The sequence below is a fragment of the Streptomyces sp. B6B3 genome, from assembly GCF_039871525.1.
GTDB lineage: Bacteria > Actinomycetota > Actinomycetes > Streptomycetales > Streptomycetaceae > Streptomyces.
Window position 1 is genome coordinate 528,913 of record NZ_JBDPLU010000002.1, and the last position, 23,665, is coordinate 552,577.

At 74.2% G+C, this 23,665-nt stretch carries 21 protein-coding genes and 1 tRNA gene; 9 read left to right on the forward strand and 13 right to left on the reverse strand.

Translation table 11 applies throughout. The features are described from left to right. Positions 1–119: 119 nt before the first annotated feature. On the forward strand, positions 120–587 hold the full coding sequence (locus ABGB06_RS06615; RefSeq protein ID WP_347586188.1) for a GtrA family protein: 468 nt from the start codon (positions 120–122) through the stop codon (positions 585–587). Positions 588–635: 48 nt separating this feature from the next. On the opposite strand, the gene ABGB06_RS06620 is transcribed toward ABGB06_RS06615, so the two are convergent. The 4 genes from ABGB06_RS06620 to ABGB06_RS06635 form a co-directional block, all read right to left on the reverse strand. Then, positions 636–1,889 carry an ATP-binding protein gene (locus ABGB06_RS06620; RefSeq protein ID WP_347586190.1) on the reverse strand — a complete coding sequence of 418 codons (1,254 nt, stop codon included), beginning with the start codon at positions 1,887–1,889 and terminating at the stop codon, positions 636–638. A 92-nt stretch (positions 1,890–1,981) separates the two neighbouring features. After that, positions 1,982–2,659 (reverse strand): response regulator transcription factor, encoded by a 678-nt coding sequence (locus ABGB06_RS06625; RefSeq protein WP_347586191.1) that lies wholly within the window; start codon positions 2,657–2,659, stop codon positions 1,982–1,984. Between the two features lie 147 nt (positions 2,660–2,806). Then, positions 2,807–3,283 (reverse strand): ATP-binding protein, encoded by a 477-nt coding sequence (locus tag ABGB06_RS06630; protein ID WP_347586193.1) that lies wholly within the window; start codon positions 3,281–3,283, stop codon positions 2,807–2,809. Positions 3,284–3,529: 246 nt separating this feature from the next. Beyond that, entirely contained in the window at positions 3,530–3,916 is a 387-nt protein-coding gene (locus ABGB06_RS06635) for an STAS domain-containing protein (protein WP_347586194.1), read from the reverse strand. A 262-nt stretch (positions 3,917–4,178) separates the two neighbouring features. On the opposite strand from ABGB06_RS06635, the gene ABGB06_RS06640 reads away from it, so the two are divergent. Next, a complete protein-coding gene (locus tag ABGB06_RS06640) occupies positions 4,179–5,222 on the forward strand; it encodes an RNA polymerase sigma factor SigF (protein WP_347586196.1) in 1,044 nt (347 codons plus the stop codon). Positions 5,223–5,379: 157 nt separating this feature from the next. Then, positions 5,380–6,102, forward strand: coding sequence for an MOSC domain-containing protein (locus tag ABGB06_RS06645; protein WP_347586198.1), 723 nt, complete (start codon positions 5,380–5,382; stop codon positions 6,100–6,102). On the opposite strand, the gene ABGB06_RS06650 is transcribed toward ABGB06_RS06645, so the two are convergent. From ABGB06_RS06650 to hutU, 6 genes are all read right to left on the reverse strand, one after another. Beyond that, positions 6,095–6,487, reverse strand: a complete 393-nt coding sequence (locus tag ABGB06_RS06650; RefSeq protein WP_347586199.1) for a VOC family protein — start codon at positions 6,485–6,487, stop codon at positions 6,095–6,097. The two genes, ABGB06_RS06645 and ABGB06_RS06650, sit on opposite strands and share 8 nt — an antisense overlap. 69 nt (positions 6,488–6,556) lie before the next feature. Next, complete coding sequence (locus tag ABGB06_RS06655; protein WP_347586201.1) at positions 6,557–7,894, reverse strand: MFS transporter; 1,338 nt, start codon at positions 7,892–7,894, stop codon at positions 6,557–6,559. Positions 7,895–7,980: 86 nt separating this feature from the next. Then, a complete protein-coding gene (hutI, locus tag ABGB06_RS06660; RefSeq protein ID WP_347586203.1) occupies positions 7,981–9,171 on the reverse strand; it encodes an imidazolonepropionase in 1,191 nt (396 codons plus the stop codon). A 253-nt stretch (positions 9,172–9,424) separates the two neighbouring features. Beyond that, positions 9,425–10,777, reverse strand: coding sequence for a formimidoylglutamate deiminase (locus ABGB06_RS06665; RefSeq protein WP_347586205.1), 1,353 nt, complete (start codon positions 10,775–10,777; stop codon positions 9,425–9,427). Continuing rightward, the gene (locus ABGB06_RS06670) at positions 10,768–12,027 is read right to left on the reverse strand and encodes an allantoate amidohydrolase (RefSeq protein WP_347586593.1); all 1,260 of its coding nucleotides are present in this window, start codon (positions 12,025–12,027) and stop codon (positions 10,768–10,770) included. The genes ABGB06_RS06665 and ABGB06_RS06670 overlap by 10 nt, the downstream gene beginning before the upstream one ends. A gap of 826 nt (positions 12,028–12,853) precedes the next feature. Then, the gene (gene hutU / locus ABGB06_RS06675) at positions 12,854–14,527 is read right to left on the reverse strand and encodes a urocanate hydratase (RefSeq protein ID WP_347586207.1); all 1,674 of its coding nucleotides are present in this window, start codon (positions 14,525–14,527) and stop codon (positions 12,854–12,856) included. 33 nt (positions 14,528–14,560) lie between these two features. Between hutU and ABGB06_RS06680 the strand changes: the two genes are divergently transcribed. Together ABGB06_RS06680 and ABGB06_RS06685 are read left to right on the forward strand one after the other, a co-directional pair. After that, the gene (locus ABGB06_RS06680; RefSeq protein WP_347586208.1) at positions 14,561–15,892 is read left to right on the forward strand and encodes a diaminopimelate decarboxylase; all 1,332 of its coding nucleotides are present in this window, start codon (positions 14,561–14,563) and stop codon (positions 15,890–15,892) included. Positions 15,893–15,988: 96 nt separating this feature from the next. Beyond that, positions 15,989–16,435, forward strand: a complete 447-nt coding sequence (locus tag ABGB06_RS06685; protein WP_347586595.1) for a hypothetical protein — start codon at positions 15,989–15,991, stop codon at positions 16,433–16,435. A gap of 393 nt (positions 16,436–16,828) precedes the next feature. Here ABGB06_RS06685 and ABGB06_RS06690 read toward each other — a convergent pair whose 3' ends face one another. Then, positions 16,829–18,229, reverse strand: coding sequence for a cystathionine beta-synthase (locus tag ABGB06_RS06690; RefSeq protein ID WP_347586210.1), 1,401 nt, complete (start codon positions 18,227–18,229; stop codon positions 16,829–16,831). Positions 18,230–18,385: 156 nt separating this feature from the next. On the opposite strand from ABGB06_RS06690, the gene ABGB06_RS06695 reads away from it, so the two are divergent. The 3 genes from ABGB06_RS06695 to ABGB06_RS06705 all read left to right on the forward strand — a co-directional run bounded on the left by ABGB06_RS06695 (position 18,386) and on the right by ABGB06_RS06705 (position 21,122). Next, entirely contained in the window at positions 18,386–19,438 is a 1,053-nt protein-coding gene (locus tag ABGB06_RS06695) for an SGNH/GDSL hydrolase family protein (RefSeq protein WP_347586212.1), read from the forward strand. Positions 19,439–19,701: 263 nt separating this feature from the next. Beyond that, positions 19,702–20,790, forward strand: coding sequence for a hypothetical protein (locus ABGB06_RS06700; RefSeq protein WP_347586214.1), 1,089 nt, complete (start codon positions 19,702–19,704; stop codon positions 20,788–20,790). Continuing rightward, a complete protein-coding gene (locus ABGB06_RS06705; RefSeq protein WP_347586216.1) occupies positions 20,787–21,122 on the forward strand; it encodes a hypothetical protein in 336 nt (111 codons plus the stop codon). The genes ABGB06_RS06700 and ABGB06_RS06705 overlap by 4 nt, the downstream gene beginning before the upstream one ends. 197 nt (positions 21,123–21,319) lie before the next feature. On the opposite strand, the gene ABGB06_RS06710 is transcribed toward ABGB06_RS06705, so the two are convergent. After that, positions 21,320–22,180 carry a Bax inhibitor-1/YccA family protein gene (locus ABGB06_RS06710; protein WP_347586218.1) on the reverse strand — a complete coding sequence of 287 codons (861 nt, stop codon included), beginning with the start codon at positions 22,178–22,180 and terminating at the stop codon, positions 21,320–21,322. Positions 22,181–22,395: 215 nt separating this feature from the next. Then, positions 22,396–22,477 (reverse strand) — tRNA-Leu (locus ABGB06_RS06715). A gap of 370 nt (positions 22,478–22,847) precedes the next feature. Between ABGB06_RS06715 and ABGB06_RS06720 the strand changes: the two genes are divergently transcribed. Further along, positions 22,848–23,642 (forward strand): ABC transporter ATP-binding protein, encoded by a 795-nt coding sequence (locus tag ABGB06_RS06720; RefSeq protein WP_347586220.1) that lies wholly within the window; start codon positions 22,848–22,850, stop codon positions 23,640–23,642. Positions 23,643–23,665: the final 23 nt, after the last annotated feature.

The following is a 23,665-nucleotide window of genomic DNA, read 5'->3' on the forward strand; positions in this document are numbered from 1 at the left end:
TACCGGGAACGTCACGCACCCAGCGTAGCTGGCGGGTCGGACAGGCCGACGCCCGGCGGCGACCCCGGCACCGGCCACCCCGTCGTGGGCCCGGCCGACGGGGTCCTAGCATGGCGGTCATGACCGGCCCTTCCCCACCGCTGCCCGACCGGCTGCGCGGCATCGCCCGCGAGGTGGCGAAGTTCGGCACCGTGGGGGCCTTCGGCTTCCTGGTGAACGTGCTGGTCTTCAACCTCTGCAGCCAGGCGGCGGGGCTGGCCCCGGTGCGCTCGGGGGTGATCGCCACCTCCGCCGCGATCTTCACGAACTACCTCGGGAACCGCTACTGGACCTACCGGCACCGCGACAAGCGCCGCAGGCGGCGGGAGGCCAGCCTCTTCCTGCTGTTCTCCGGCGTCGGCATGGTGATCGAGAACGGCATGCTGGCCATCTCCCACTACGGCCTGGGGTTCACCTCGCCGCTGGCCGACAACCTCGCGAAGAACGTGGTCGGGCTCGGCATCGCGTCGCTCTTCCGGTTCTGGTCCTACCGCACCTGGGTCTTCCGCGACGTCGAACGGGACCCCGAACCGGCCCCGGCGGCCTGATCCGCCTCGCGGCTCAGGCCCCACCCGACGCCTGATCCGCTTCGCGGCTCAGGCCCCACCCGATGTCTGATCCGCTTCGCGGCTCAGGAACAGCGCGAACACGGGCGGGCGCTGGTTCAGGAGTTCCAGGCGGCCGCCGTCCGCCTCGGCGAGGTCGCGGGCCACGGCGAGGCCGAGGCCGGTGGAGTTGCGCCCGCTCACCGTGCGTTCGAAGACCCGGGCGCCCAGGTCCGTCGGCACACCGGGGCCCTCGTCGGTGACCTCGACCACCGCCTGGTTCCCCGTGGTCCGGGTGCGCAGCGCCACCGTGCCCGCGCCGTGCATCAGCGAGTTCTCCACCAGCGTGGCCAGCACCGTGGCCACCGCGCCGGGCGTGCCCACCGCCCGCAGCCCCTCGCGTCCGGAGTGCACGATGGCCCGGCCGGCGCCGCGGTAGGCCGGCTTCCACTCCTCGATCTGCTGGCGCACCACCTCGTCCAGGTCGAAACTGACCGCCGAGGCGGAGCGCGGGTCGCGCGAGTTGGTCAGCAGCCGCTGCACCACCTCGGTGAGCCGCTCCACCTGGGCCAGCGCGATGGCCGCCTCCTCGTGGACGGTGTCCCGGTCCTCGGTGCCCATGATCTCCTCAAGGCGCATGGACAGCGCGGTCAGCGGCGTGCGGAGCTGGTGCGAGGCGTCGGTGGCCAGGCGCCGTTCCGCGGTGAGCATCCGCGCGATCCGTTCCGCGCTCGCGTCCAGGACGTCCGCCACCCGATCCAACTCGGCCACGCCGTACCGCCGGTGGCGCGGGCGCGGATCGCCGGAGCCGAGCCGTTCCGCGGTCTCGGCCAGGTCGGTCAGCGGGGCGGCCACCCGGCGCGCCTGGCGCACCGCGAGCAGCGCCGCCGCCACCACCGCGAGCACCGAGACCACCAGGATGACCACCAGCATCCGGCCGAGCTCGTTGGTGACCACGCTGCCCGGCTGTTGCACGGTGACGAACTCGCCGTGCACGCCGCTCTCGGACGCCTCGGTCACCCCGCCCTCGGGCTTCTCGCCCAGGGTCAGCGTCCGCCCGTCGGCCAGGTCGATCACGACGTAGCGTTCGGCCGGGACGGAGGAGACCATCTCCTCCTCGGTCACCGGCTCGCCGGCGGCGATGCGGCTCTCGACGTCCGCCACCAGACGGGCCGCCTCGGACTGGAGCTTGTCGCGGGCGCTGGCCTCGATGAGGCTGGCCTCGACGAGGAACAGGGAGACGCCGAAGACGGCCACGACGACGAGCACCACGGCGAGCGTGGAGTTGATCAGTCGGCGGCGCACGCGGGTTTCCTGGCTTCCGGTCGGGCTGGGGCGGGTCGGGTCCGGGGTGGCGTCGGTGGTGGAGTCGGGGTCGGGGCGCGGGGTCGGGGCGGTCAGCTCTTCTCGAAGCGGAAGCCCACCCCGCGGACGGTGGCGATGTAGCGCGGATTGGCCGCGTCGTCGCCGAGCTTCTTCCGCAGCCAGGAGATGTGCATGTCCAGCGTCTTGGTCGAGGACCACCAGGTGGTGTCCCACACCTCGCGCATCAGCTGCTCGCGGGTGACCACCCGGCCGGCGTCCCGCACCAGCACCCGCAGCAGGTCGAACTCCTTGGCGGTCAGGTGCAGCTCGTCCTCGCCCATCCAGGCCCGGTGCGACTCCACGTCGATCCGGATGCCGTGCACCGTCGGCGCCGGGGCCGTCTCCGCGGTGCCGCGGCGGAGCAACGCCCGGACCCGGGCCAGCAGCTCGGCCAGCCGGAACGGCTTGGTGACGTAGTCGTCGGCGCCCGCGTCCAGGCCCACGACGGTGTCCACCTCGTCGGCCCGGGCGGTCAGGATGAGGACCGGCAGCCCGAGCCCCTCGGTGCGGAGTCGACGACAGACCTCGAGTCCGTCCATGCCGGGCAGACCCAGGTCGAGCACGACCAGGTCGATGTCCCCGCGCAGTCCGGCCCGCAGCGCCGCGGGGCCGTCCTCCCGCACGTCCACCTCGTAACCCTCGCGGCGCAGCGCCCGGGTCAGGGGTTCCGAGATGGACGCGTCGTCCTCGGCGAGCAGTACTCGGGTCATGGGCCGATGGTAGACGCAGCGGAATGCGCTGCCGGGGACAATGACCGGAATGGCACGTGCCCGACGCGGCGGACCGGTCGCGGAAAGGCGCCGGAACGGAGCCACGGGTACACCGGTCGGTGCCGGTCGGCGCCGGTGGGTCGACGGTCAGTCGACGCCGGGCGCGGCCAGTTCGGCCCAGACCGACTTGCCCCCCGCGTCGGACTCGTGGAGCACACCCCAGTCCAGGCACAGCCGCTGCACTATGTACATGCCGTGCCCGCCCGGTCGCCCGGCGCTGCGACTGGCGCGCAGCATGGGCGCACCCGTGCCACGATCGCTGACCTCGACGCGGAGGTGCTTGGGGGCCAGCGCGACGCGGAGTTCCTCGGGGCCCTCGGCGTGCAGGCAGGCGTTGGTGACGAGTTCGGAGACGACCAGCAGCACGTCCTCGGCCGCGGCCCGCTGCTCGGCGGTGGAGGCGGGCAACCATCCCCAGTCGTACAGGGCCTGGCGGGTGAACTCCCGGGCCCGGGACACCGCTCCCTGGATGCCGACCAGGCGGAGTCGGCGCACCTGGCGGACCGATTGGGAGGCAGGCTCCGGGCCGTTGTCGCCCGTGGCATACGGACGGGTGGTACTCAACGCACGCCTCCCCTCACCGCATCGTCGCACCGGTGGCCTGTCATGAAATGACCGTTTCAACTGACGTAGCTGACGGCCGGGGCGGGCGCCGGCCGAGGCCGGCCCTCGTCCCGATGTCCGGACGTGATGTGACTCCTGCCCTCGCCGTCGACGAGCACACCCTCCCGAGCCCGGGAATAGTGTGACTCGTGCGACGGCATCACGTACAGCAGGAGGCCGGGCGTCGCCACCTCGGGGACGCCCTGTTCATTCCGCGGGCAGCGCGGCGAGCGCGTCGCCGAGGGTGCCGTGCACGGTGAACACGGCGCCGGCGCCGGTGATCTCCAGGACCCGGGCGACGATCGGGCGCATGCCCGCGAGGTGCACCTCGCCGCCCGCCGCCTGGGCGGCGATCCGCGTGGTGAGCAGCACGTTCAGCCCGGTGGAGTCGCAGAACTCCAGATCCGAGAGATCGATCACGATCCGGGCGACCCCGTCGGCCACGCAGGCCTCCAGGGACTCGCGCAACGTGGCCGCCGAATGGTGATCGAGCTCACCGACCGGTCGCACCACGGCGCTCGCGCCCCCGCCCACGCGCCGCACGGAAACCGACAGCTGGCGCCGGCTGGTCTCTTCCGGCATCCCTCGGTCCATGCAGCCCCCTTCAAATTGGAGCGCTTTCCTGGCTAGGTTCGAAACCCTAGCCCCTAGGAGGTCCGCTGGGCACCCTAACAGGTCCGACATTACTCGCAATTCGGGCGTAGCAGACTTGCCATACCCGGCTATGGACCGGTAGGCGTAGAGAGACGAACAGGGGAGAGGCTCTCCCCATGCCGGCTTTGGAGGCGCCGCACTCATCAGTGCCAGCGACGGCTTTGGCAGCCATATGCCGCGAGACCCACGGAGGACACACCACATGTCACCGGCCCCCCGAACCGACGACCCCGGGACCGTCGAGATCACCGAGCTGGACCCCGTCGCCCCCGCCGAGGCGACCCGTGCACCCGTCGAGCCACCGCGGCTCGCGGTGCCACGGCAGACCGACGCCGAGCCCGCCGCGCCTCCTCCGCCGGCCGCGACAGCCGCGACCGGCCCTCGTGCCGCGGCTGCCACGACTGCCGAGGAGCCGCGGGTCGAGCCCGACGCGACCGTGGCGCTGCCTCCGTTGCCGGAGATCCCGCCGTTCGACGAGGTGGGGCCGCTCGACGCGCGGGCGCTTTCCAAGAGCCTCTTCCAACGCCTGCGGATCCTGGAGGAGGGCACCCACGAGTACGCCTACGTGCGCAACACGCTGGTCGAGCTCAACCTCGCCCTGGTGAAGTTCGCCGCGGCGCGGTTCCGCTCGCGCAGCGAGCCCATGGAGGACATCATCCAGGTCGGCACGATAGGGCTGATCAAGGCGATCGACCGGTTCGAGGCCGACCGCGGGGTGGAGTTCCCGACCTTCGCGATGCCCACCATCGTCGGCGAGATCAAGCGTTTCTTCCGTGACACCTCCTGGTCGGTGCGGGTGCCGCGGCGGCTCCAGGAGCTGCGCCTGGACCTGGCGAAGGCCGGGGACGAGCTCGCCCAGAAGCTGGACCGGGCACCCACCGTCGCGGAGCTCGCGGAGCGGCTGAACCTCTCCCACGACGAGATCGTCGAGGGCATGGCCGCGTCCAACGCGTACACCGCCAGCTCGCTGGACGCGCAGCCGGAGGAGGACGAGGCGGAGGGCGCGCTGGCCGACCGCATCGGCTACGAGGACCACGGTCTGGAGGGCATCGAGTACATCGAGTCCCTGAAGCCGCTCATCGCCGAACTGTCGCCGCGCGACCGGCGGATCCTGTCGCTGCGCTTCGTGGCCAACATGACGCAGTCGGAGATCGGCGACGAGCTGGGCATCTCGCAGATGCACGTGTCCCGGCTGCTGGCCCGCACGCTGAGCCGGCTGCGCCGCGGCCTCATGGTCGAGGAGTAGCCAGGAGCGGCCGAGAAGCGGTCGAGGAGCAGTCGAGGAGCAGGGCCCACCGAGGGTTGGCGCAGGGGTGCGTCAGGGTGGGAAGGAGCGGTGCGGCGGCGCGCGACGCGCGCGCCCGCCGCTCCTCACTCCAGTGCGCTCCAGTTAGGGTGCGGGAATGCGTCTCGAGGTCCCCAGCATCCTGTCCGTGAACCTCGGCACGGCCGCCGCGTCCGCCAGGACGGACACGCCGAGCGGCCTGACCGGCATCGACAAGCGCCCCGTCACCGGCCCGGTGCCGGTGGCCGCCCCTGGTCCCAGGGGCGTCGGGGGCAGCGGGCTGACCGGGGACGCCGTCTGTGACCTGCGCCACCACGGCGGGAACGACCAGGCCGTCTACGCCTACGCCCGCGAGGACCTGGACCGCTGGCAGCGGGAGCTGGGCGTGGAGCTGTCCAACGGCTCGTTCGGCGAGAACCTCACCACCGCCGGCGTCGACCTCGGCGAGGTCCGGATCGGCGAGCGCTGGCGGGTCGGCCCCGACCTGGTGCTGGAGGCCAGCCTGCCGCGCATCCCCTGCGCCACCTTCGCCAACTGGCTGGGCCAGCGCGGCTGGGTGCGCCGCTTCACGCAGGCCGCCCTGCCGGGCAGCTACTTCCGGGTCGTCACGCCGGGCGAGGTCCGGGCGGGTGACCCCGTCGAGATCGCGCACCGCCCGGACCACGAGGTGTCCGTCGCGTTCCTCTTCCGGGCGCTGACCACCGAGCCCGCGCTGCGGCCGCGGATCCTGGCCGCGGGCGAGGCGCTGCCCGCCAGGGAGCTGCGCAGGGCCCGGCTGTGGGCCGCGCAGGCCGGCACGGCGGAAGGGCCCGGGGCGCCGACGCCGGAGGCGGCTAGCTGAGGTCCTCGATGATCTGCGGGTAGTTCCCGTCCGGATCCTCGACCGTGGCCAGCCGCACCGGCTCGCCGGGCGCCGGCTCGGACACCGGCCTGATCCAGGTCACGCCGAGCCCGTTGAGCCGCTCCTCGGCGGCCCGGATGTCGTCCACCTCGATGTTGAACAACACCCTCCCCGGCTCGGTGGCCCGCTCGGCGACGTCGTCCCGTCGCTCGAAGATCAGCCAGGTGCCGCCCAACTCCAGGGCCAGCACCGGCATCTCCTCCTGGACGGGCTCGGCCTCGGGCGCGAAGGCCGCCTTGTACCAGTCGTGGAGCCGCTGCGGATTCGTGCTGCCCAGAACCAGCCCACCCAGGCGGGGGTTGGTGGGCGTCGCCGATGCCGTCATGGTCTCTCCTCGTGCTCGTTCGTGGTCACGCGTGCGTGTCCAGGTAGAGACCCGGGCGAGCACCGGAACTCATCGCTCGGCCGCCGCCAGCGCCGCCTCGATGGCCCGGCCGTTGAGATGCCGCCGCACGTACAGCAGCAGGCAGCCGAGCACGAGCACGACGGCCAGGAACGGCGCGCGCAGCCCCGCCTCACGCCCCGCGAGCTCCTCCACGAGGGCCACCAGACCGCCGCCCAGCGCCATGCCCAGCGGCATGCACCCCCAGCCCAGCAGCCGGTAGACGCTGTTGACCCGGCCCAGCAGCCGGTCCGGGATGATGGTCTGCCGGAGCGAGACCGTGACCACGTTCCACAGCACGACGCCGAAGCCGAGCGTCCCCATCACCGCGCCCACCAGGTAGGCGTTCGAGGTGAACGCGGCCGTGGCGAACGCCGCGAGCTCGAGGAGCAGCGTGACGACGAGCGAGCGGCCGGGCCCCAGCCGGCGGCTCGCGCGACCGGCGAGCAGCCCGCCGAGCAGCCCGCCGACGCCCCCCACCGAGATCAGCACCGCGAAGCCGCCCGGGCCGAGGTGCAGGATCTCCTGGGCGTAGAGCACGTAGATCGCCAGTGCGCCCTGGCCCGCGGCGTTGGTCACGGCCAGGGCGATCGCCATCGGGCGCAGCAGCGAGTGGCCCCACAACCAGCGCACGCCCTCGGCTATTTCGGCACGCATCGAGCGCCGGGGCGGCTTGTCGGCGGGGTCGCCGTCGGCCGAGGCGCCGCTGGCCCGGAACGCGCCGCGCAGGGTGAACAGCGCAAGCGCCGCCACCAGGGCCATGCCCGCGTCGAAGGCGAACGGCACGGCGAGCGCCACGCCCAGCAGCAGTCCGCCCAGCGGACGGCCGAAGAAGTCGTCGGTGACGATCTGCGCGCTCATCACCCGACCGTTCGCCGTGGGCAGCTGCGCCCGGTCGACGACGGCGGGCAGGATCACCTGGGCCGTGTTGTCGAAGAGCACCTCGACGAAGCCCAGGACCAGGGCGCAGACCAGGAGGACGGGCAGCGTCATGGCGTCCGCCGCGATCAGCACCGCCGTCCCGCCCAGCACCAGCGCCCGCAGCAGGCTCATGGCGACCATCAGCCGGCGCCGGTCGAGGCGGTCGGCGAGCGCCCCGGCGTGCAGGCTGAACACCAGCCACGGGAGCCGCTGCGCGACGCCGACCAGGGCGATGAGGAAGGCGTTGGTGGTGAGGGTGGTCGCCAGCCACGGCAGGGCGACGGCGGTGACGCCCTGCCCCAGGTTGCCGAGGGTGCTGGCGACGAACAGCTTCCAGAAGTTCCCGCCGAGACCGCGGCGAGCGACCGGCGCGGGCGGCGTCCGGTCACGTTCCTCCGAAGTCGCACGCGTGAGCTCGTCGTTCGTCATCGGGCCTCCCCCTGGTCGTCGCCGCACACTAACGCGATGTATCGCGAGGTGCCAGAGAGCGTTGGGAAGTGTTCGGCGGGGTGCGGTCAGACCGCTCGCGCCCCGCCCCGCCAGACGGCGGCGACCAGGGGGACGCCGGGCCGGTAGGCGAGATGGACCGGCGAGGGGGCGTCCAGCAGCACCACGTCGGCCCGGGCCCCGGGCGCCAGCCGCCCGACGTCGGTGCGGCGCAGGGCGGCGGCGCCGCCGGCGGTGGCCGACCACAGCGCCTCGTCCGGCGTCATGCCCATCTCCCGGACCGCGACGGCGATGCAGAACGGCATGGAGCTGGTGAACGAGGAGCCGGGATTGCAGTCGGTGGCCAGCGCCACCACGGCGCCGGCGTCGAGCAGCCGGCGGGCGTCGGGATAGGGCGAGCGGGTGGAGAACTCGCAGCCCGGCAGCAGCGTGGCGACCGTGGGCTCGTCGGGCCGCCGGCCGGCCTGGGCGAGGGCGTCCACGTCCGCGTCGGACAGGTGGGTGCAGTGGTCGGCGGAGGCGGCGCCGACCTCGACGGCCAGCCGCACGCCGGGGCCCGCGGTCAGCTGGTTGGCGTGCAGCCGGGGCAGCAGGCCGCGGGCCCGGCCGGCGGCCAGGACCGCGCGGGCCTGGTCGGCGTCGAAGGCGCCGCGTTCGCAGAAGACGTCGATCCAGCGGGCGTGCGGCGCGCAGGCGTCCAGCATCGGCCCGGTGACCAGCGCCAGGTAGGCCTCCGGGGTCATGCCGGGGGCCACCACATGCGCGCCGAGGTAGGTGACCTCGTCGGTCTGCCGCCGGGCCACCCGCAGCGCGCGGGCCTCGTCGGCCACCGTGAGCCCGTAGCCGGACTTGGTCTCCACGGTGGTGGTGCCCTGGCGCAGCATCTCGCGCAGCAGCGCGCCGAGCCGGGCGGCGAGCTCGTCGTCGGTGGCGCTCCGGGTGGCGGCCACCGTGGTGGCGATGCCCCCCGCGGTGTAGGCGGTGCCGGCCATCCGGGCGGCGAACTCCGCGGCGCGGTCGCCGGCGAAGAGCAGGTGCGAGTGGGAGTCGACGAAGCCGGGGATCACCGCCCGCCCGGCCGCGTCATGGTGACTGTCAGTAGCGGGTGCTCTACTGGTCGGGCCGACCCAGGCGATCCGGTCGTCCTCGATGACGAGGGCGGCGTCCTGGATCCGGCCGAGTGGTCCGCTGTCGGAGGAGCCGAGGGAGGGGTCGTTGGTGACGAGGGTGCCGATGCGGGTGAGGGCGATGCTGGGCATCGGGGGCGCTCCCGGTGCGTTGTCGTGCCGACCCGGCCGGCCCGGCACGACCAGGGACGAACGAGACGGAGCGGGCGGGCGGGACGGAGCTGGGGGACGAGACGAGAGGACGGTACGGGACCGGCCGGCCCGCCGGCTCCACCGGCCCCGCCACCGCTGCCCGCCGACGGGAGGCGGGCTCCGCGACCCTGACGGACCCGGGCCGGATGGGAGCCGGGGTGGGGAGCGGGCGCGCCGCACGGGCCGGCGCGGCTCACGGGCTGTGGCGCAGGTCGGCGACCGTGCGGCCGAGGGAGCCCGCGAGGTCGTGCACCAGCTGGTGGGCGCCGTCGCGCACCACGTGCCGGCCGGCGACCACGGTGTGCCGGACGTCGGCGCTGGTCGCCGCGTAGACCGCGGTCTCGGCGCCGAACCGGGCCGGCGGCCCGGCGGTGCGCGGGGAGTCGAGCGCGATCGTGGTGAAGTCGGCGAGTGCCCCGGACTCCAGCCGGCCGCCCTCCGGCCAGCCGAGGGCGGCGTGGCCCTGCTCCGTGGCCGTGCGCAGCAGCTGGGCGGCGGTGAAGTGGCCCCGGGTGCGGGTGCGCAGCCGCTCGTGCAGCTCGATGCCCCGGGCCTCGGCGAAGAGGTCGATCATCGCGTGGCTGTCGCTGCCCAGGCAGAGCGGGCTGCCGGCCCGCCGCAGCCGGCTGGCGGGACCGATGCCGTCCGCCAGGTCCCGCTCGGTGGTGGGACACAGGCAGACCCGGGTGGCGGAGCCGCCGAGCAGGTCGATGTCCTCCTCGGTGAGGTGCGTGGCGTGCACGGCGGTGGTCTGCGGCCCGAGCACGTCGTGGTCGGCCAGCAGCCGGGTGGGGGTGCGGCCGTGCGCCCGGCGGCAGCCGTCGTTCTCCGCGGGCTGCTCGGAGAGGTGCAGGTGCAGCGGGGCGCGCCGGTCCCTCGCCCACCGGGCGACGACGCCGAGCGCCTCGGCCGGCACCGCGCGCACCGAGTGGATGGCGGCCCCGATCCGGGTGGTGGCGTCGGGGCGCAGCCCGGCGGCCCGCTCGGCCCAGGCGTCGACGTCGCCGTCGCTGAAGCGGAGCTGCTGCCGGGTCGGCGGCTCGCCGAAGCCCGAGGAGAGGTAGCAGGTGTCCAGCAGGGTGATGCGCAGGCCGGCCTCGGCCGCCGCCGCGATCAGCGCCTCGCCGACGGCGTTCGGGTTCGGATACGGATGGCCGCCGGGCGCGTGGTGCACATAGTGGAACTCGCCGACGCAGGTGATGCCGGCCAGCACCATCTCGGCGTAGACGGCGCGGGCCAGCTCGAAGCAGTAGTCGGGGGTCAGCCGGTCGGCGATGTGGTACATCGCCTCGCGCCAGGTCCAGAAGGTGCCGCCGCCGATCTGGGTGGTGGCGCGGAGGGCCCGGTGGAAGAAGTGGCTGTGGGCGTTGGCCAGCCCCGGCACCGTCAGGCCGCGCAGCGTGACGGCCCCGGCCGGTGGTGCGGGCTCGCCGGGTCGCACCGAGGTGATGTGACCGCTCGTCGCGGTGCCGACGAGCACCCCGGACTCGACGGTGCCGTTCAGCCAGGCGTGTTCCGCCCAGTAGGTCTGCGCGCTCAGCGACACACCGGGTCCTCCCGCTCCTCGGGGTTGTGCCGGCCCTGTGGGTGCTCCCACAGGAGATCCTCCAGCACCTCGGCCAGCGCGGCCACTCCGGCCAGACAGTCGGCCTCCTCGGCGCGCTCGGCGGGCGCGTGCGAGACGCCCGTGGGATTGCGCACGAAGAGCATGGCCGTGGGCACCGGCGCCGGCCGGGCGCTGGCGAGGATGCCCGCGTCGTGCCCGGCCCCGGTGGGCAGCACCGGGGCACCGCCGAGCCGGGCGGAGAGCCGGACGCGCAGCCCCTGATCGAAGGCGACGGGCCCGGTGTGGGACTCGCGGGTCACCCGCACCGCCACGCCGTCGCGGGCGCCCCGCTCGGCCGCGGCGCGCTCGATGTCGGCGACGAGCGTGGCCAGGGTGTCCGGATCCGGCGCCCGGGCGTCGAGCCAGGCGCGGACCAGGGACGGGACGGCGTTGACGCCGCCCGGCTCGACCTCGACCCGGCCGAAGGTGGCCAGCGCCTCGGCGAGCCTGGCCCTCTTCCGGGCGGTGAGCACGGTCGTGGCGTAGCTGAGCATCGGGTCCCTGCGGTCCGCGAGCCGGGTGGTGCCGGCGTGGTTGGCCTCGCCGCGGAAGTCGAAGCGCCACCGGCCGTGCGGCCAGATCGCGGAGCCGACGCCGACCGGGTGGCCGGTCCTGGCCAGCGCCAGGCCCTGCTCCACGTGCAGCTCGACGAAGGCGTGGATCCCGGCCAGCCGCCCGGGGTCGGGCCCCAGCTCCCGCGGGTCGTGCCCGGCGTCGGCCAGCGCCTCGGCCAGCGTGACGCCGTCGGCGTCCCGCAGCGCGCGGGCCCGGTCGGGGTCGAGCAGGCCGCTGGCGAGCCGGGAGCCGACGCAGGACACGCCGAAGCGGGCGCCCTCCTCGTCGGCGAAGTTGACCACGGCCAGCGGCCGGCCGCCGGCGCGTCCGCGGGCCCGCAGCTCGTCGAGGGCCGCGAAGCCGGAGACCACGCCCAGCGGCCCGTCGTAGCCGCCGCCGTCCGGCACCGAGTCCAGATGCGACCCCGTCACCACGGCCGCGCCGACACCGACGGCACGCGTCGGGTCGCCGGCCCAGGCCCACTGGTTCCCGTTGCGGTCCACCTCGTACCGCAGCCCGCGCCGCTCGGCCGCCGCGCGGAACCACGCCCGGCAGGCCGCGTCGGCGGCGGTCCACGCGAACCGCCGGTAGCCACCGCCGGCCTGCCGCCCGATCGGCTCAAGCTCCCGCCACATCGAGCGGAAGCCGTCCGCGACCTCGGGCCGCACGCTGGGCTTGCCGCCCTGGTCCCCCGTCCAGCGACCCGTCACGTCCCGATCCGGCCGGTCGGCCGGACCGAGCGGGGCGTCGCGGGCCGCCCGCCCGGCGGATCCGGATGCCCGGCGCGCTCCGCCGCGGGAGCGCTCGTCGCCGGACTCTTCGCCCTCGGGCGGGTGGCGCTCGACCCGCCCCCGGCCGGATCCCGCCGGGTCGCCGGCGGGGTCCGGCGCCGCGCCGCCGTCGGACGCAGGGCGCCCGCCACACGCGCCGCCGGGACCCGCCGGTCCCCCCGGGTCGGGGCCCTGGGGGACCGGCGGGAGGCCGTCCCCAGCCCCATGGGCGGTCACGGCCTGGCCCCCGACGCCGGATTCGAGGCCGCTCCGCGATCGCAACCGCCCCGCGAACGAGCACCGCCCGGGGTGCTCGCGGCGGGGCCACCGGGGCAGGGAGTCGAGACCGCCCGGCGGCCCGGACCGCTCCGCGCGCGGTCACCACCCCGACCGGTCCGGGACGAGTCGCCGCCCGGCAAGGGCCCCGCACCGGGGCGGGGCGCCACCGCCCCGAGCCCCGGAGGCCAGTCGCGCGGAGCGGCCGGTCCTGGACGCCGCGAGCGGGGACAGGCCGGTCCTGGACGCCGCGAGCGGGGACAGGCCGGTCCTGGACGCCGCTCACTCGGGGCGGCCAGGGCCGCCCCGAGCGCGGCCGGCCCCGCCGTGCTCCCGTGCGGCGGGCGACCGGCCGTTCCCCGGCGGTCGGTCCTCCGGGCGGGGTCGCGCACGGTCGCCGCCCGGCACGGGCCGCTCATCGCTCCTCCCGCATGGGCACGCGGACCGCGTGCTCCTCGGCCACCGACTCGGCCTCCTCGTAGCCGGCGTCCACGTGGCGGATGACCCCCATGCCCGGGTCGTTGGTGAGCACCCGGCGGATCTTCTCGCCGGCCAGCGGCGTGCCGTCCGCGACGGTGACCTGCCCGGCGTGCAGCGAGCGGCCCATGCCGACGCCGCCGCCGTGGTGGACGGACACCCAGGAGGCGCCGGACGCCACGTTGACCATGGCGTTCAGCAGCGGCCAGTCCGCGATCGCGTCGGACCCGTCGCGCATGCCCTCGGTCTCCCGGTACGGCGAGGCGACCGAGCCGCAGTCCAGATGGTCGCGGCCGATCACCACCGGCGCGGCGAGCTCGCCGCGCGCCACCATGTCGTTGAAGCGCTCCCCCGCGCGGTCCCGCTCCCCGTAGCCGAGCCAGCAGATCCGGGCCGGCAGGCCCTGGTACCGCACCCGCTCCCCGGCCAGCCTGAGCCACCGGGCCAGCGACTCGTTCTCCGGTGAGTCGCCCGCCGGGAAGAGGTCGAGCAGCGCGCGGTCGGTGGCGGCGATGTCGCCCGGCTCGCCGCTGAGCGCGGCCCAGCGGAACGGTCCCCTGCCGGCGCAGAACAGCGGCCTGATGTAGGCGGGCACGAAACCGGGATACGCGAACGCCCGCTCGTAGCCGGCCAGCTTCGCCTCGCCGCGCAGCGAGTTGCCGTAGTCGAAGACCTCGGCGCCCGCGTCCTGGAAGCCCACCATGGCCTCGACGTGCCGGGCCATCGACTCCCGCGCCCGCTGGGTGAACTCGCCCGGTTTCGCGGCGGCGTAGTCGGCCATGTCGGCCAGCTCGACGCCGAGCGGCAGGTAGCTGAGCGGGTCGTGGGCGCTGGTCTGGTCGGTGACGACATCGATCGGCGCGCCCTCGGCGAGCAGCCGCGGCAGCAGTTCGGCGGCGTTGCCCAGCACGCCGACGGACAGCGGGCGCCGGGCGTCGCGGGCGGCGGTGGCCAGCCGCAGCGCCTCCTCCGGTGACTCGGCGCGGCGGTCCAGGTAGCCGTGCTGGATGCGCCGCTCGATGGCCCGCGGGTCGCAGTCGACGCAGACGGCGACGCCGTCGTTCATCGTGACCGCCAGCGGCTGCGCGCCGCCCATGCCGCCGAGCCCGGCGGTCAGGGTGATGGTGCCGGCGAGCGAGCCGCCGAACCGCTTGGCGGCCACCGCGGCGAACGTCTCGTAGGTGCCCTGGAGGATGCCCTGGGTGCCGATGTAGATCCAGGAGCCCGCGGTCATCTGCCCGTACATCGTCAGGCCCAGCCGCTCCAGGCGCCGGAACTCCTCCCAGTTGGCCCAGTCGCCCACCAGGTTGGAGTTGGCGATGAGCACCCGGGGGGCCCATTCGTGGGTCGTCATCACGCCCACCGGGCGGCCCGACTGCACCAGCATCGTCTCGTCGTCCCTGAGCGTGCGCAGCGTGCGCGTCATGGCGTCGAAGGAGCGCCAGTCGCGCGCCGCCTTCCCGGTGCCGCCGTAGACGACGAGCTGGTCCGGATGCTCGGCCACCTCGGGGTCGAGGTTGTTCTGCAGCATCCGCAGGGCGGCCTCCTGGGGCCATCCCTGGGCGGAGCGGGTGGCTCCACGCGGGGCACGCACGAGTCGGGGTCCTGACATCGCGCCTCCTGGGGTCCGTGCTTGGGTACTTCCATGGTGGATCATTCCCGACGCGACCAGGCCGTACGGGCGGCGGTCGCACAGCAGCTGCTCGACGACGACCGGCCCGTGGCGGCCCTGCTCGACATCCAGGGCGTACGCGACGCGGCCGCGGCGCTGCACGCCGCCTTCGACGAGGTGACGGCGCCCGGCCAGGAGGTGCTGCACACGTTCGCGGTCAAGGCGGGCTCGCTGGTGCCCGTGCTGCGGCTGCTCGACGGCCTGGACATCGGCTGCGAGGTGGCCAGCCCCGGCGAGCTGGCCCTGGCCAGGGCGGCCGGGCTGACGCCCGACCGGATCGTGCTCGACTCCCCCGCCAAGACCCGGGCGGAGCTGCGCGAGGCCCTCGCGCTCGGCGTCGCGCTCAACGTCGACAACCCGCAGGAGCTGGCCCGGCTGGACGCGCTGGTCAAGGGCCGCGACGCGGCCGGCGAGGGACCGCCGCCGATCGGCCTGCGCCTCAACCCGCAGCTGGGCGGCGGCAGCATCGACGCGATGAGCACCGCCACGGCCACCTCGAAGTTCGGCATCGCCCTGGCCGACCCCGGGGTCAGGGACTGGGTGCTGCGCGCCTGCCGGGAGCGGCCGTGGCTGTCCCGGCTGCACTGCCACGTCGGCTCCCAGGGGATCCCGCTGGACCTGATGGCCGCGGGCGTGCGCGCCACGCACGAGCTGGCCGAGGAGATCAACGCGGCGGCCGGCCGCCGGCAGATCGACACCCTCGACATCGGCGGCGGCCTGCCGGTGAACTTCGACTCCGACCAGACCACGCCCACCTTCGCCGACTACGCCGCGCTGCTGCGCCGCGAGGTGCCCGCGCTGTTCGACGGCGGCTACCGGCTGGTCACCGAGTTCGGGCGGTCGCTGCTGGCCAAGTCGGGCCTGGTCCTGGCGCGCGTGGAGTACACGAAGTCGGCCGGCGGGCACCCGATCGCGATCACCCACGCCGGCGCCCAGGTCGCCACCCGCACCGTCTTCGCCCCGGCGTCCTGGCCGATCCGGGTGGCCGCCTACGACGCGGAGGGGCGGCCGAAGTCCGGGCCGCGGACGCGCCAGGACGTGGCGGGCCCCTGCTGCTTCGCCGGCGACCTGGTGGCCCGCGACCGGCCGCTGCCCCGGCTGGAGCCCGGCGACCTCGTGGCCCTGCTGGACACCGGCGCCTACTACTTCTCCACGCCCTTCGGCTACAACTCGCTCCCCCGCCCCGGCGTCTACGGCTACTGGCCGGCCGGCCAGGGACCCGGCGGGGAGACCGCGACGTTCACCACCATGCGCCGCCCGCAGACCGTCGCGGAGGTGGTCGCCGAGTCCGGTGGGGAGCTGTAGCGGACCGCCTCCGCGACGGTCCGCGCATGCTCGCTCGGGAAATGGGGGTTAACCCTAGTGTCAGCCCTCGGGCCCCTGGCTACCGTGGAGCCCATGATGAGTTCTCGCGACCCCGAGCTGGACAGTGGCCCCGATCTCAGCGGGGATCTCAAAGGGGATCTCGACGCCGCCGTGCAGACCCGCAAGGAGCTCGGCTCCGCGTACGAGGCCGAGCTCGTCGAGTCGTTCCTGGAGAAGGTCGAACAGCGCATCGACGCGACCGTGGAGAAGCGGCTGCGGCGGCAGCTGGCCGAGCAGCAGATGGTGATCGCCCGCGGCGGCCGGCCGGCGGGCGGCGGGGAGGCCCGCGGCCCCGGCCAGGCGTTCGGCCTCGCCGCGCTGTCCCTGGTGCTCGCCATCCCGTTGTCCGCCATCGCCTCGGTGCAGACCGGGCTGGCCGGGCTGCTGGTGTGCTGGGGCGGCATCGTCGGCGTCAACGCGTGCTACGCCGGTGGGCGGGCGCTGCGGCGGACGGCGCCCGAGTCGGACCGCGACTGGGACTGACCCGGCCGAGCCGGTGTTCGGCAGGCCCGACCCTGGAGGGTCGGACCTGCCGGCCGCGCCTGCGGGGAAGCACCGGTCGTGAGGGCTCGGCCCACGGGACCACCAGCCGCGGTGGCCCCCCTGCCGGTCGCGAGAAGACCGCCTGCGAGGAGAGAGCTGACGGGGACCGCCGCACCCCGGTGCCAGGCACCAGGGGCGGGACGACGGCGGTCCCCGCCGGGACGCGGGCCGGGTCGGGGCCTCGCGTCCGGGCGACCAGGGAGGTCCGGGAGCCGCTCCGGAGGTCCTTGGTGCCGACATCCCCAAGAGTGCAGGACCGGTGTTAACGACGCGTTGCCCGTCCGTGACACTTTGGGATCGTTTACTCGCGTAGGCCTCACGCCACGCGCGCGATCACGGCGTTTCGGCCAGGAACGCCAGCAGGTCCTGGCGGCTGACCACCCCCACCGGCTTGCCCTCCACCAGCACGATCGCCGCGTCGGCGCCGCGCAGCACCGCCATCAGGTCGCCGACCGGCTCGCCCGAGCCGACCTGGGGCAGCGGCGGGCTCAGATGGTCCTCCAGGCGGTCGGCCAGCGCCGCGCGCTTGGCGAACAGGGCATCGAGCAACTCCCGTTCGACCACGGAGCCGACGACCTCGGCCGCCATCACGTCGGGATGCCCGGCGCCCGGCTTGACCACGGGCATCTGGGAGACGCCGTACTCGCGGAGCACGTCGATCGCGTCGCCCACGGTCTCGTCCGGGTGCATGTGCACCAGCGAGGGCAGCTCCCCCTGCTTGCGCCGCAGCACGTCGGCCACCCGGGGCTGCGGCGCGCCGTCCTCCAGGAAGCCGTAGTCGGCCATCCACTCGTCGTTGAAGATCTTGCTCAGATAACCGCGCCCGCCGTCCGGCAGCAGCACCACGATCACCGCGTCCGCCGCCTCCTCGGCCGGCAGCCGGCGGGCGACGCGCAGCGCGGCGACCGCCGCCATCCCGCAGGAGCCGCCGACCAGCATGCCCTCCTCCCGGGCCAGCCGCCGGGTCATCTGGAAGGAGTCCTTGTCGGAGACGGCCACCACCTCGTCGGCGATGTCCCGGTCGTAGGCGGACGGCCAGAAGTCCTCGCCGACCCCCTCCACCAGATAGGGCCGCCCGGTGCCGCCGGAGTAGACCGAGCCCTCGGGATCGGCGCCGATCACCCGCACCCGGCCGTCGCTGACCTCCTTCAGGTACCGGCCGGCGCCCGAGATGGTGCCGCCGGTGCCGATGCCGGCCACGAAGTGGGTGATCCGTCCCTCCGTCTGCTCCCACAGCTCGGGGCCCGTGGTCTCGTAGTGCGAACGCGGGTTCTCCGGGTTGCTGTACTGGTCGGGCTTCCAGGCGTCCGGCGTCTCCCTGACCAGCCGGTCGGACACGTTGTAGTACGACTGGGGGTGCTCGGGGTCGACGGCCGTGGGGCAGACGACGACGTCGGCGCCGTACGCCCGCAGCACGTTGATCTTGTCCGTGGAGACCTTGTCCGGGCAGACGAAGACGCAGCGGTAGCCCTTCTGCTGGGCGACGATGGCCAGCCCTATCCCCGTGTTCCCCGAGGTCGGCTCGACGATCACGCCGCCGGGTCGCAGCGCCCCCGAGCGTTCGGCCGCCTCGATCATCCGCAGGGCGATCCGGTCCTTCACCGATCCGCCGGGATTGAAGTACTCCACCTTCGCCAGCACCGTGGGGGCTGGTTCGATGCCTTCCGTCACCCGGCCGAACCGCACCAGGGGGGTGTTGCCCACGAGGGAGATCATCGACTCGTAATACTGCACCTGGGTCTCCGCATGTCCGCGCATCTCCGGTACGGGGTCGTCCGCCCGGCAGGACAGCACCTTATTGCGTTGCAGGAGACCTCGCGCTGGGCACGACATCTGATGACGGCCCACATCAGGGGCCCCATCGGGATCGTGAGGAGGCGAAGCTGCGGCATGTCGACGGCGCGGGTGGCCCGGAGGATCGCGACCGCCGCCGCCTACGGTGGCGGGGGCATCAGTCTGCTCGGCGGCGCGGCGGCCGGACTGCTGCTCACCGAGGTCCGCTACACCAGGCGGACGCTGAGCGGCTATCAGGACGGCGGCGAACCGCCGGTGGCCGACGGGGTCTACGGGACCGCGTTCGCCGCCTCTCCCGGGCCGCCGTGGCGGCTGGCGATGCTGGGTGACTCGACCGCGGCCGGGCAGGGCGTGCACCGCGCCAGGGAGACCCCGGGGGCGCTGCTGGCGCAGGGGCTGGCGGCGGTCTCCGAACGCAGCGTGGAACTGCACAGCGTGGCGCTGTCCGGGGCCAGGTCCGACGATCTGGAACGGCAGGTCTCGCTGCTGCTCACCGAGCCGGGGCGGGCGCCGGTCCCCGACGTGTGCGTGATCATGATCGGCGCCAACGACATCACGGGGCGGGTGTCCCCGGCCCGCTCCGTGAAGTGCCTGGCCGAGGCGGTGACCCGGCTGCGCACCGCGGGCTGCCAGGTGATCGTCGGCACCTGCCCCGATCTCGGCTCGGTGGAGCCGCTCGGACAGCCGCTGCGCTGGGTGGCCCGCCGGCTGTGCCGGCAGCTGGCCGCCGCCCAGACCATCGCGGTGGTGGAGCTGGGCGGCCGGACCGTGTCGCTGGGCACCCTGCTGGGCCCCGAGTTCGCCGCGAACCCGCGGCGGTTCTTCGGCCCCGACCGCTACCACCCCTCGGCCGAGGGGTACGCCACGGCCACCATGGCCATCCTCCCCACGCTGTGCGCCGCGCTCGGTGTCTGGCCCGAGAAGGAGCGTGGCGGCGTCGCACCGCGGGAGCGGCTCATGCCCGTGGCGCACGCCGCGGCGCGAGCGGCGGCGGAGAGTGGCACCGAGGTGGCGGCGGCGCCCCGCCCGGGTCCGCGCGCCCCCTGGGCGCTGCTGAAGCGCCGGCGGCGGGGCCCGTTGCCCGAGTCCGTCGCCGAGGAACTGCCGGAGGAGCACCCCGGCGGTCCGGACCGCGCCACCGTGGCCTGACGAACAGGACGATCGGGCCGGAGTACGGGACAATCGTGCTGCAAGAGGCGCAGACCGCTGCGTATATACCAGCGATACCGAAGCGGGCCCGGGATGTGATGCACGGCGTATCGCGGCGGAATGCCCCAGCTCAGGGAGGTGGTGAGGGGGCGCACGGGACGGAATCCCCATCCGTTTCATGACGTTTTGCACTGCACACCGTGGCCGTGGGGCGGAAACCTGAGATAAGAAATCAGGGACCACGAAGCACTGGGAGCGAGTCCGTGAGCGCCATATCCCTCATCCTGCTGGCGACCGCAGGCACCGCGGTGGGCCTGGGCGTCGCGGCGCTGTCGACCGCGCGGGGCCTGCGCGCGGACGTCTCCGCGCTGCGCGCCGAGCTGCTCGGCCGGGCGATTCCGGCGGCCCGTCCCGTGCCGGCCGTCGAGGAGATCCGCAGCGCCGTCGCCGAGGCGCTGGCCGAGGAGCGGGAGCGGGAGCTCGCCGAGGCCCGCGCCTACTGGTCCGAGCAGGACGCCAGGGACGGGGAGGGCGCGGGTCCGCTCCTCGCCGCCGGCGGCCTGGACCACGACGCGGCGGCGGAGGCCGACGAGGAGTTGCTCGACGCGCTCCTGGAGCGCTATCTGCTGAGCGATTCGGGCTATCCGGCCGGCTCCCGGGAGGGGGTGGCGTTCGTCCCCAGGCAGCCCGGCACCGACGGCGCGGAGGCGCTGGAGACGGAGGCCCAGGAGGGCCAGCCGCTGCCCGAGGGCCGGGACGGCGGCCCGGGGGCCCGGGGCGCGCGGCCGGTCGAGAGCGCCGCGGACGCCGACGCGGAGGCGGCGACCGAGCTGGCCGCCGCGGAGATCGCGGCGGGCCGGCTGCCGGAGATCGGCCCGGAGGACCAGCCGGACGAGGCGGCCGACCCGGGTGCCGATCCGGAGCTGGACGCGCTCGACGCGCTGGACGGGGCGGACGACGACGAGGGCGAGGCCGCCGAACTGGCCGCCGCGCGCCGCCGACACCCCTCGCACCCCGGCTACACGCTCACCGGCGAGCCGATCGAGGAACACCACCGCACCGCCGCACGGCTGGCCCAGCTGGCCGAGGCCCGCACCCCGCTGGCCGACGTGCGCCCCGGACCGCTCGGCACGCTGGACGTCTTCCTGTTCGCCGACGGCACCACGCTGTGCCTCTCCCCCAGCCACCAGCAGGCCGCCGAGCAGCTCGCCGAGGCCGTCAGGGCCGGCGAGGAGCCGGTGCTGATGGGCGGCTCCGGCATCTCCGGCGCCTACGCCCTGACCTTCTCCTGCGGCCAGGACAGCGTCTTCCTGCTGGCCGACCGCGTCGTCGCGACCTCGCGCCAGCGGTGACCCCCGACCCCGGGCACGAGGCCGACGCCCTCGACGCCGCGGTGGACGCGCTCAGCGACCGGCTGCGGGTGCTGCCCGAGAGCCGGCTGCGGCGCGACGCGGCCGCCGCGGGGCTGGCGTTGGCGCGCGAGCTGTCCCGGCGCGCCCAGCTACTGGAGCGTCCCGGCCGGCCGCCGGCCGAGCTGCCGGACATCGGGATCTACGCGGTGGGCGACCAGGTGGCCGTCGCCGGGCACGACCTGGCCGAGGCGCTCAGGGCGGCGCCCGCGGGTCACGACCGGCGCGCGGAGCTCGCGTCGGCGCTCGACCTGGTCCGCACGAACCGCTTCTGACATCCGGTGCGTGCCATGGCGCGCGTCACCCGACCGCGCGAGGGCCGCGCGGGGCTGGCCCGAGGCGACACGCGACGGCACCCGACGGCACGAAAGGTGCATGGGAACGGCAGAGAAACGGCGGGGCCCCGCGAGACCGAGGTCCCGCGGGGCTCCGCCGTGAGGGGAGGGCACGCGCGTCCGCGCACGCCCGCCCGCTAATCACCTTGCAGGATGGCGATCAGCCTCAGGAACTCCAGGTAGATCCACACCAGGGTGAGGGTCAGGCCGAACGCGGCCATCCACGACTCCCGCTCCGGGGCACCGTAGGCGATGCCGTCCTCGACCATCTTGAAGTCGAGGGCCAGGAAGCAGGCGCCGAGCACCACACCGATGACGCCGAACAGGATGCCGAGGCCGCCGTCACGCAGGCCCAGACCGTTGCCCCCGCCGATGGCGGCGACGATCAGGTTGACCGCGGACAGCAGCACGAAGCCGAGGGCCGCCGCGATCACGAACCTGGTGAACCGGGCGGTGACCCGGATGATGCGCTGCCGGTACATGAACAGCACGCCGGCGAAGACGGCCATGGTGCCGATCACCGCCTGCATGGCCGCGCCCGGTGCGACCGCGTTGATCGCGTTGCTGATGGCGCCGAGGAAGAGGCCCTCGGCGACCGCGTAGGCGAGGATCAGCGGCGGAGACGGCTCGCGCTTGAACGACTGCCACAGCCCCAGGCCGAGGGCGACCAGGGCGAACAGGAAGCCCAGGCCGACGGGCATGTCGGTGATCCAGGCGACCGCGGCCGCGGCGACCACGGTTCCCAGGGTGAGGGCGGTACGCGAGATGACGCTGTCGATCGTCATCACGCCCGCGCGCGTCGGCGCGGCCGGCGGCGTCATCCGGCCGTCGGGGCCCACCTGCGGCTGCGCGTACGGGTTGCCCGGTTGGGCGTAGGGGTTGGTCGGACTACCCGCGTACGGAGTCCCGGTCTGCAGCTGCGGCCCGGCGTTGAAGCCGGCGTAGCCACTGTCCCGACTGAACCCCCGACGCGTGAAGACCGGGTTGCTACTCCTCATCTCACTCCTCCATGGCCGCACGGCACGACCTTGACTACCAGAGTAATGCGTTAGCAAAGACCGCACGGTAGTGCACAGGAAGAAACGAGCGGAAGGCCCGGGTTGGTTCCCACCTGGCGGCGCTCCCGACGCCCGTCCCCGTGACGGCGGGTGACCGCGGCGGTACGGCGCGGGGCGCGACCGCCTTCCCTGCTCAGAGCGGCTGGACCGTGGGGTGCCCGGAGCCGGACTTGAACCGGCACGGCCCGAAGGCCAGCGAGTTTTAAGCTCACCGTGTCTGCATTCCACCATCCGGGCACAGATCCCAGGCCGTTCCGAGCGCGTGCGCGCCGCAGGGGTGCCTCTTGAGCTTATCCGGGTCGGTCGCGTGAACACCGGTGTCTCCGACCGATGTTGTCTGATTTTATGAGCTCCAACTCGGCCCTCGATGCCTCCCTCCCGGTCACGAGCCCCTCCCCCCACGAGCGCCAACATAGGAATGACGCAAATCCACCCTCCGCGCACGCGTGCGCACGCTGAGCGTATGCACGTGCACTCTCGTCCTTCCCCGGGAGGAGGGCGAACCAACACAACGAGGGATGCCAGGGGGCGTACGAGGGGACGACGATGGGAAGGCGGCGGATGAACGGGAGACGCGCCGCGCCAGCGCCCCGGATGGGAGGTCACAGTGACGACCGTCGCAACACCCTCGACCGTCGCGGCCCGGGCCACAGGGCTGACCAAGGTCTACGGGACCGGCGAGACCCGCGTCGTCGCGGTCGACGAGGTCTCGGTCGAGTTCGGCCAGGGCGAGTTCACCGCGATCATGGGTCCCTCGGGTTCGGGCAAGTCCACGCTGATGCACTGCATGGCGGGACTCGACACGATTTCCGCCGGCTCCGCGCGGATCGGTGAGACGGAGCTGGGCGGGCTCAGCGACCGGCGGCTGACCCAGCTGCGCCGGGACCGGGTCGGCTTCATCTTCCAGTCCTACAACCTGCTGCCGATGCTCAACGCCCTGGAGAACATCCGGCTTCCGCTGGACGTCGCGGGTCGCAGGCCCGACCCGGCGTGGCTCGACCACGTCATCGACATCGTCGGCCTCTCCGACCGGCTCCGGCACCGGCCCACCCAGCTCTCCGGCGGCCAGCAGCAACGGGTCGCGGTGGCCCGCGCGTTGGCGGGCAAGCCGGACATCATCTTCGGCGACGAGCCCACCGGGAACCTCGACTCCCGGGCCAGCGCGGAGATCCTGGGCTTCCTCCGCAACTCGGTGCGCGAGCTAGGGCAGACCGTGGTCATGGTCACCCACGATCCGGTCGCCGCCTCGTACGCCGACCGGATCGTCTTCCTGGCTGACGGCCGCGTGGTCGGCGAGCTGCGCAACCCGACGGCCGAGCGGGTGCTGGAGCATGTCAGGAGGTACGAGATCCACCAGGAGCCCAACGGACCCCGGGAGGGCCCGGCTTCGCCCAGCTCCTAGCCCCGGCTCCCAGCCCTGGCCTG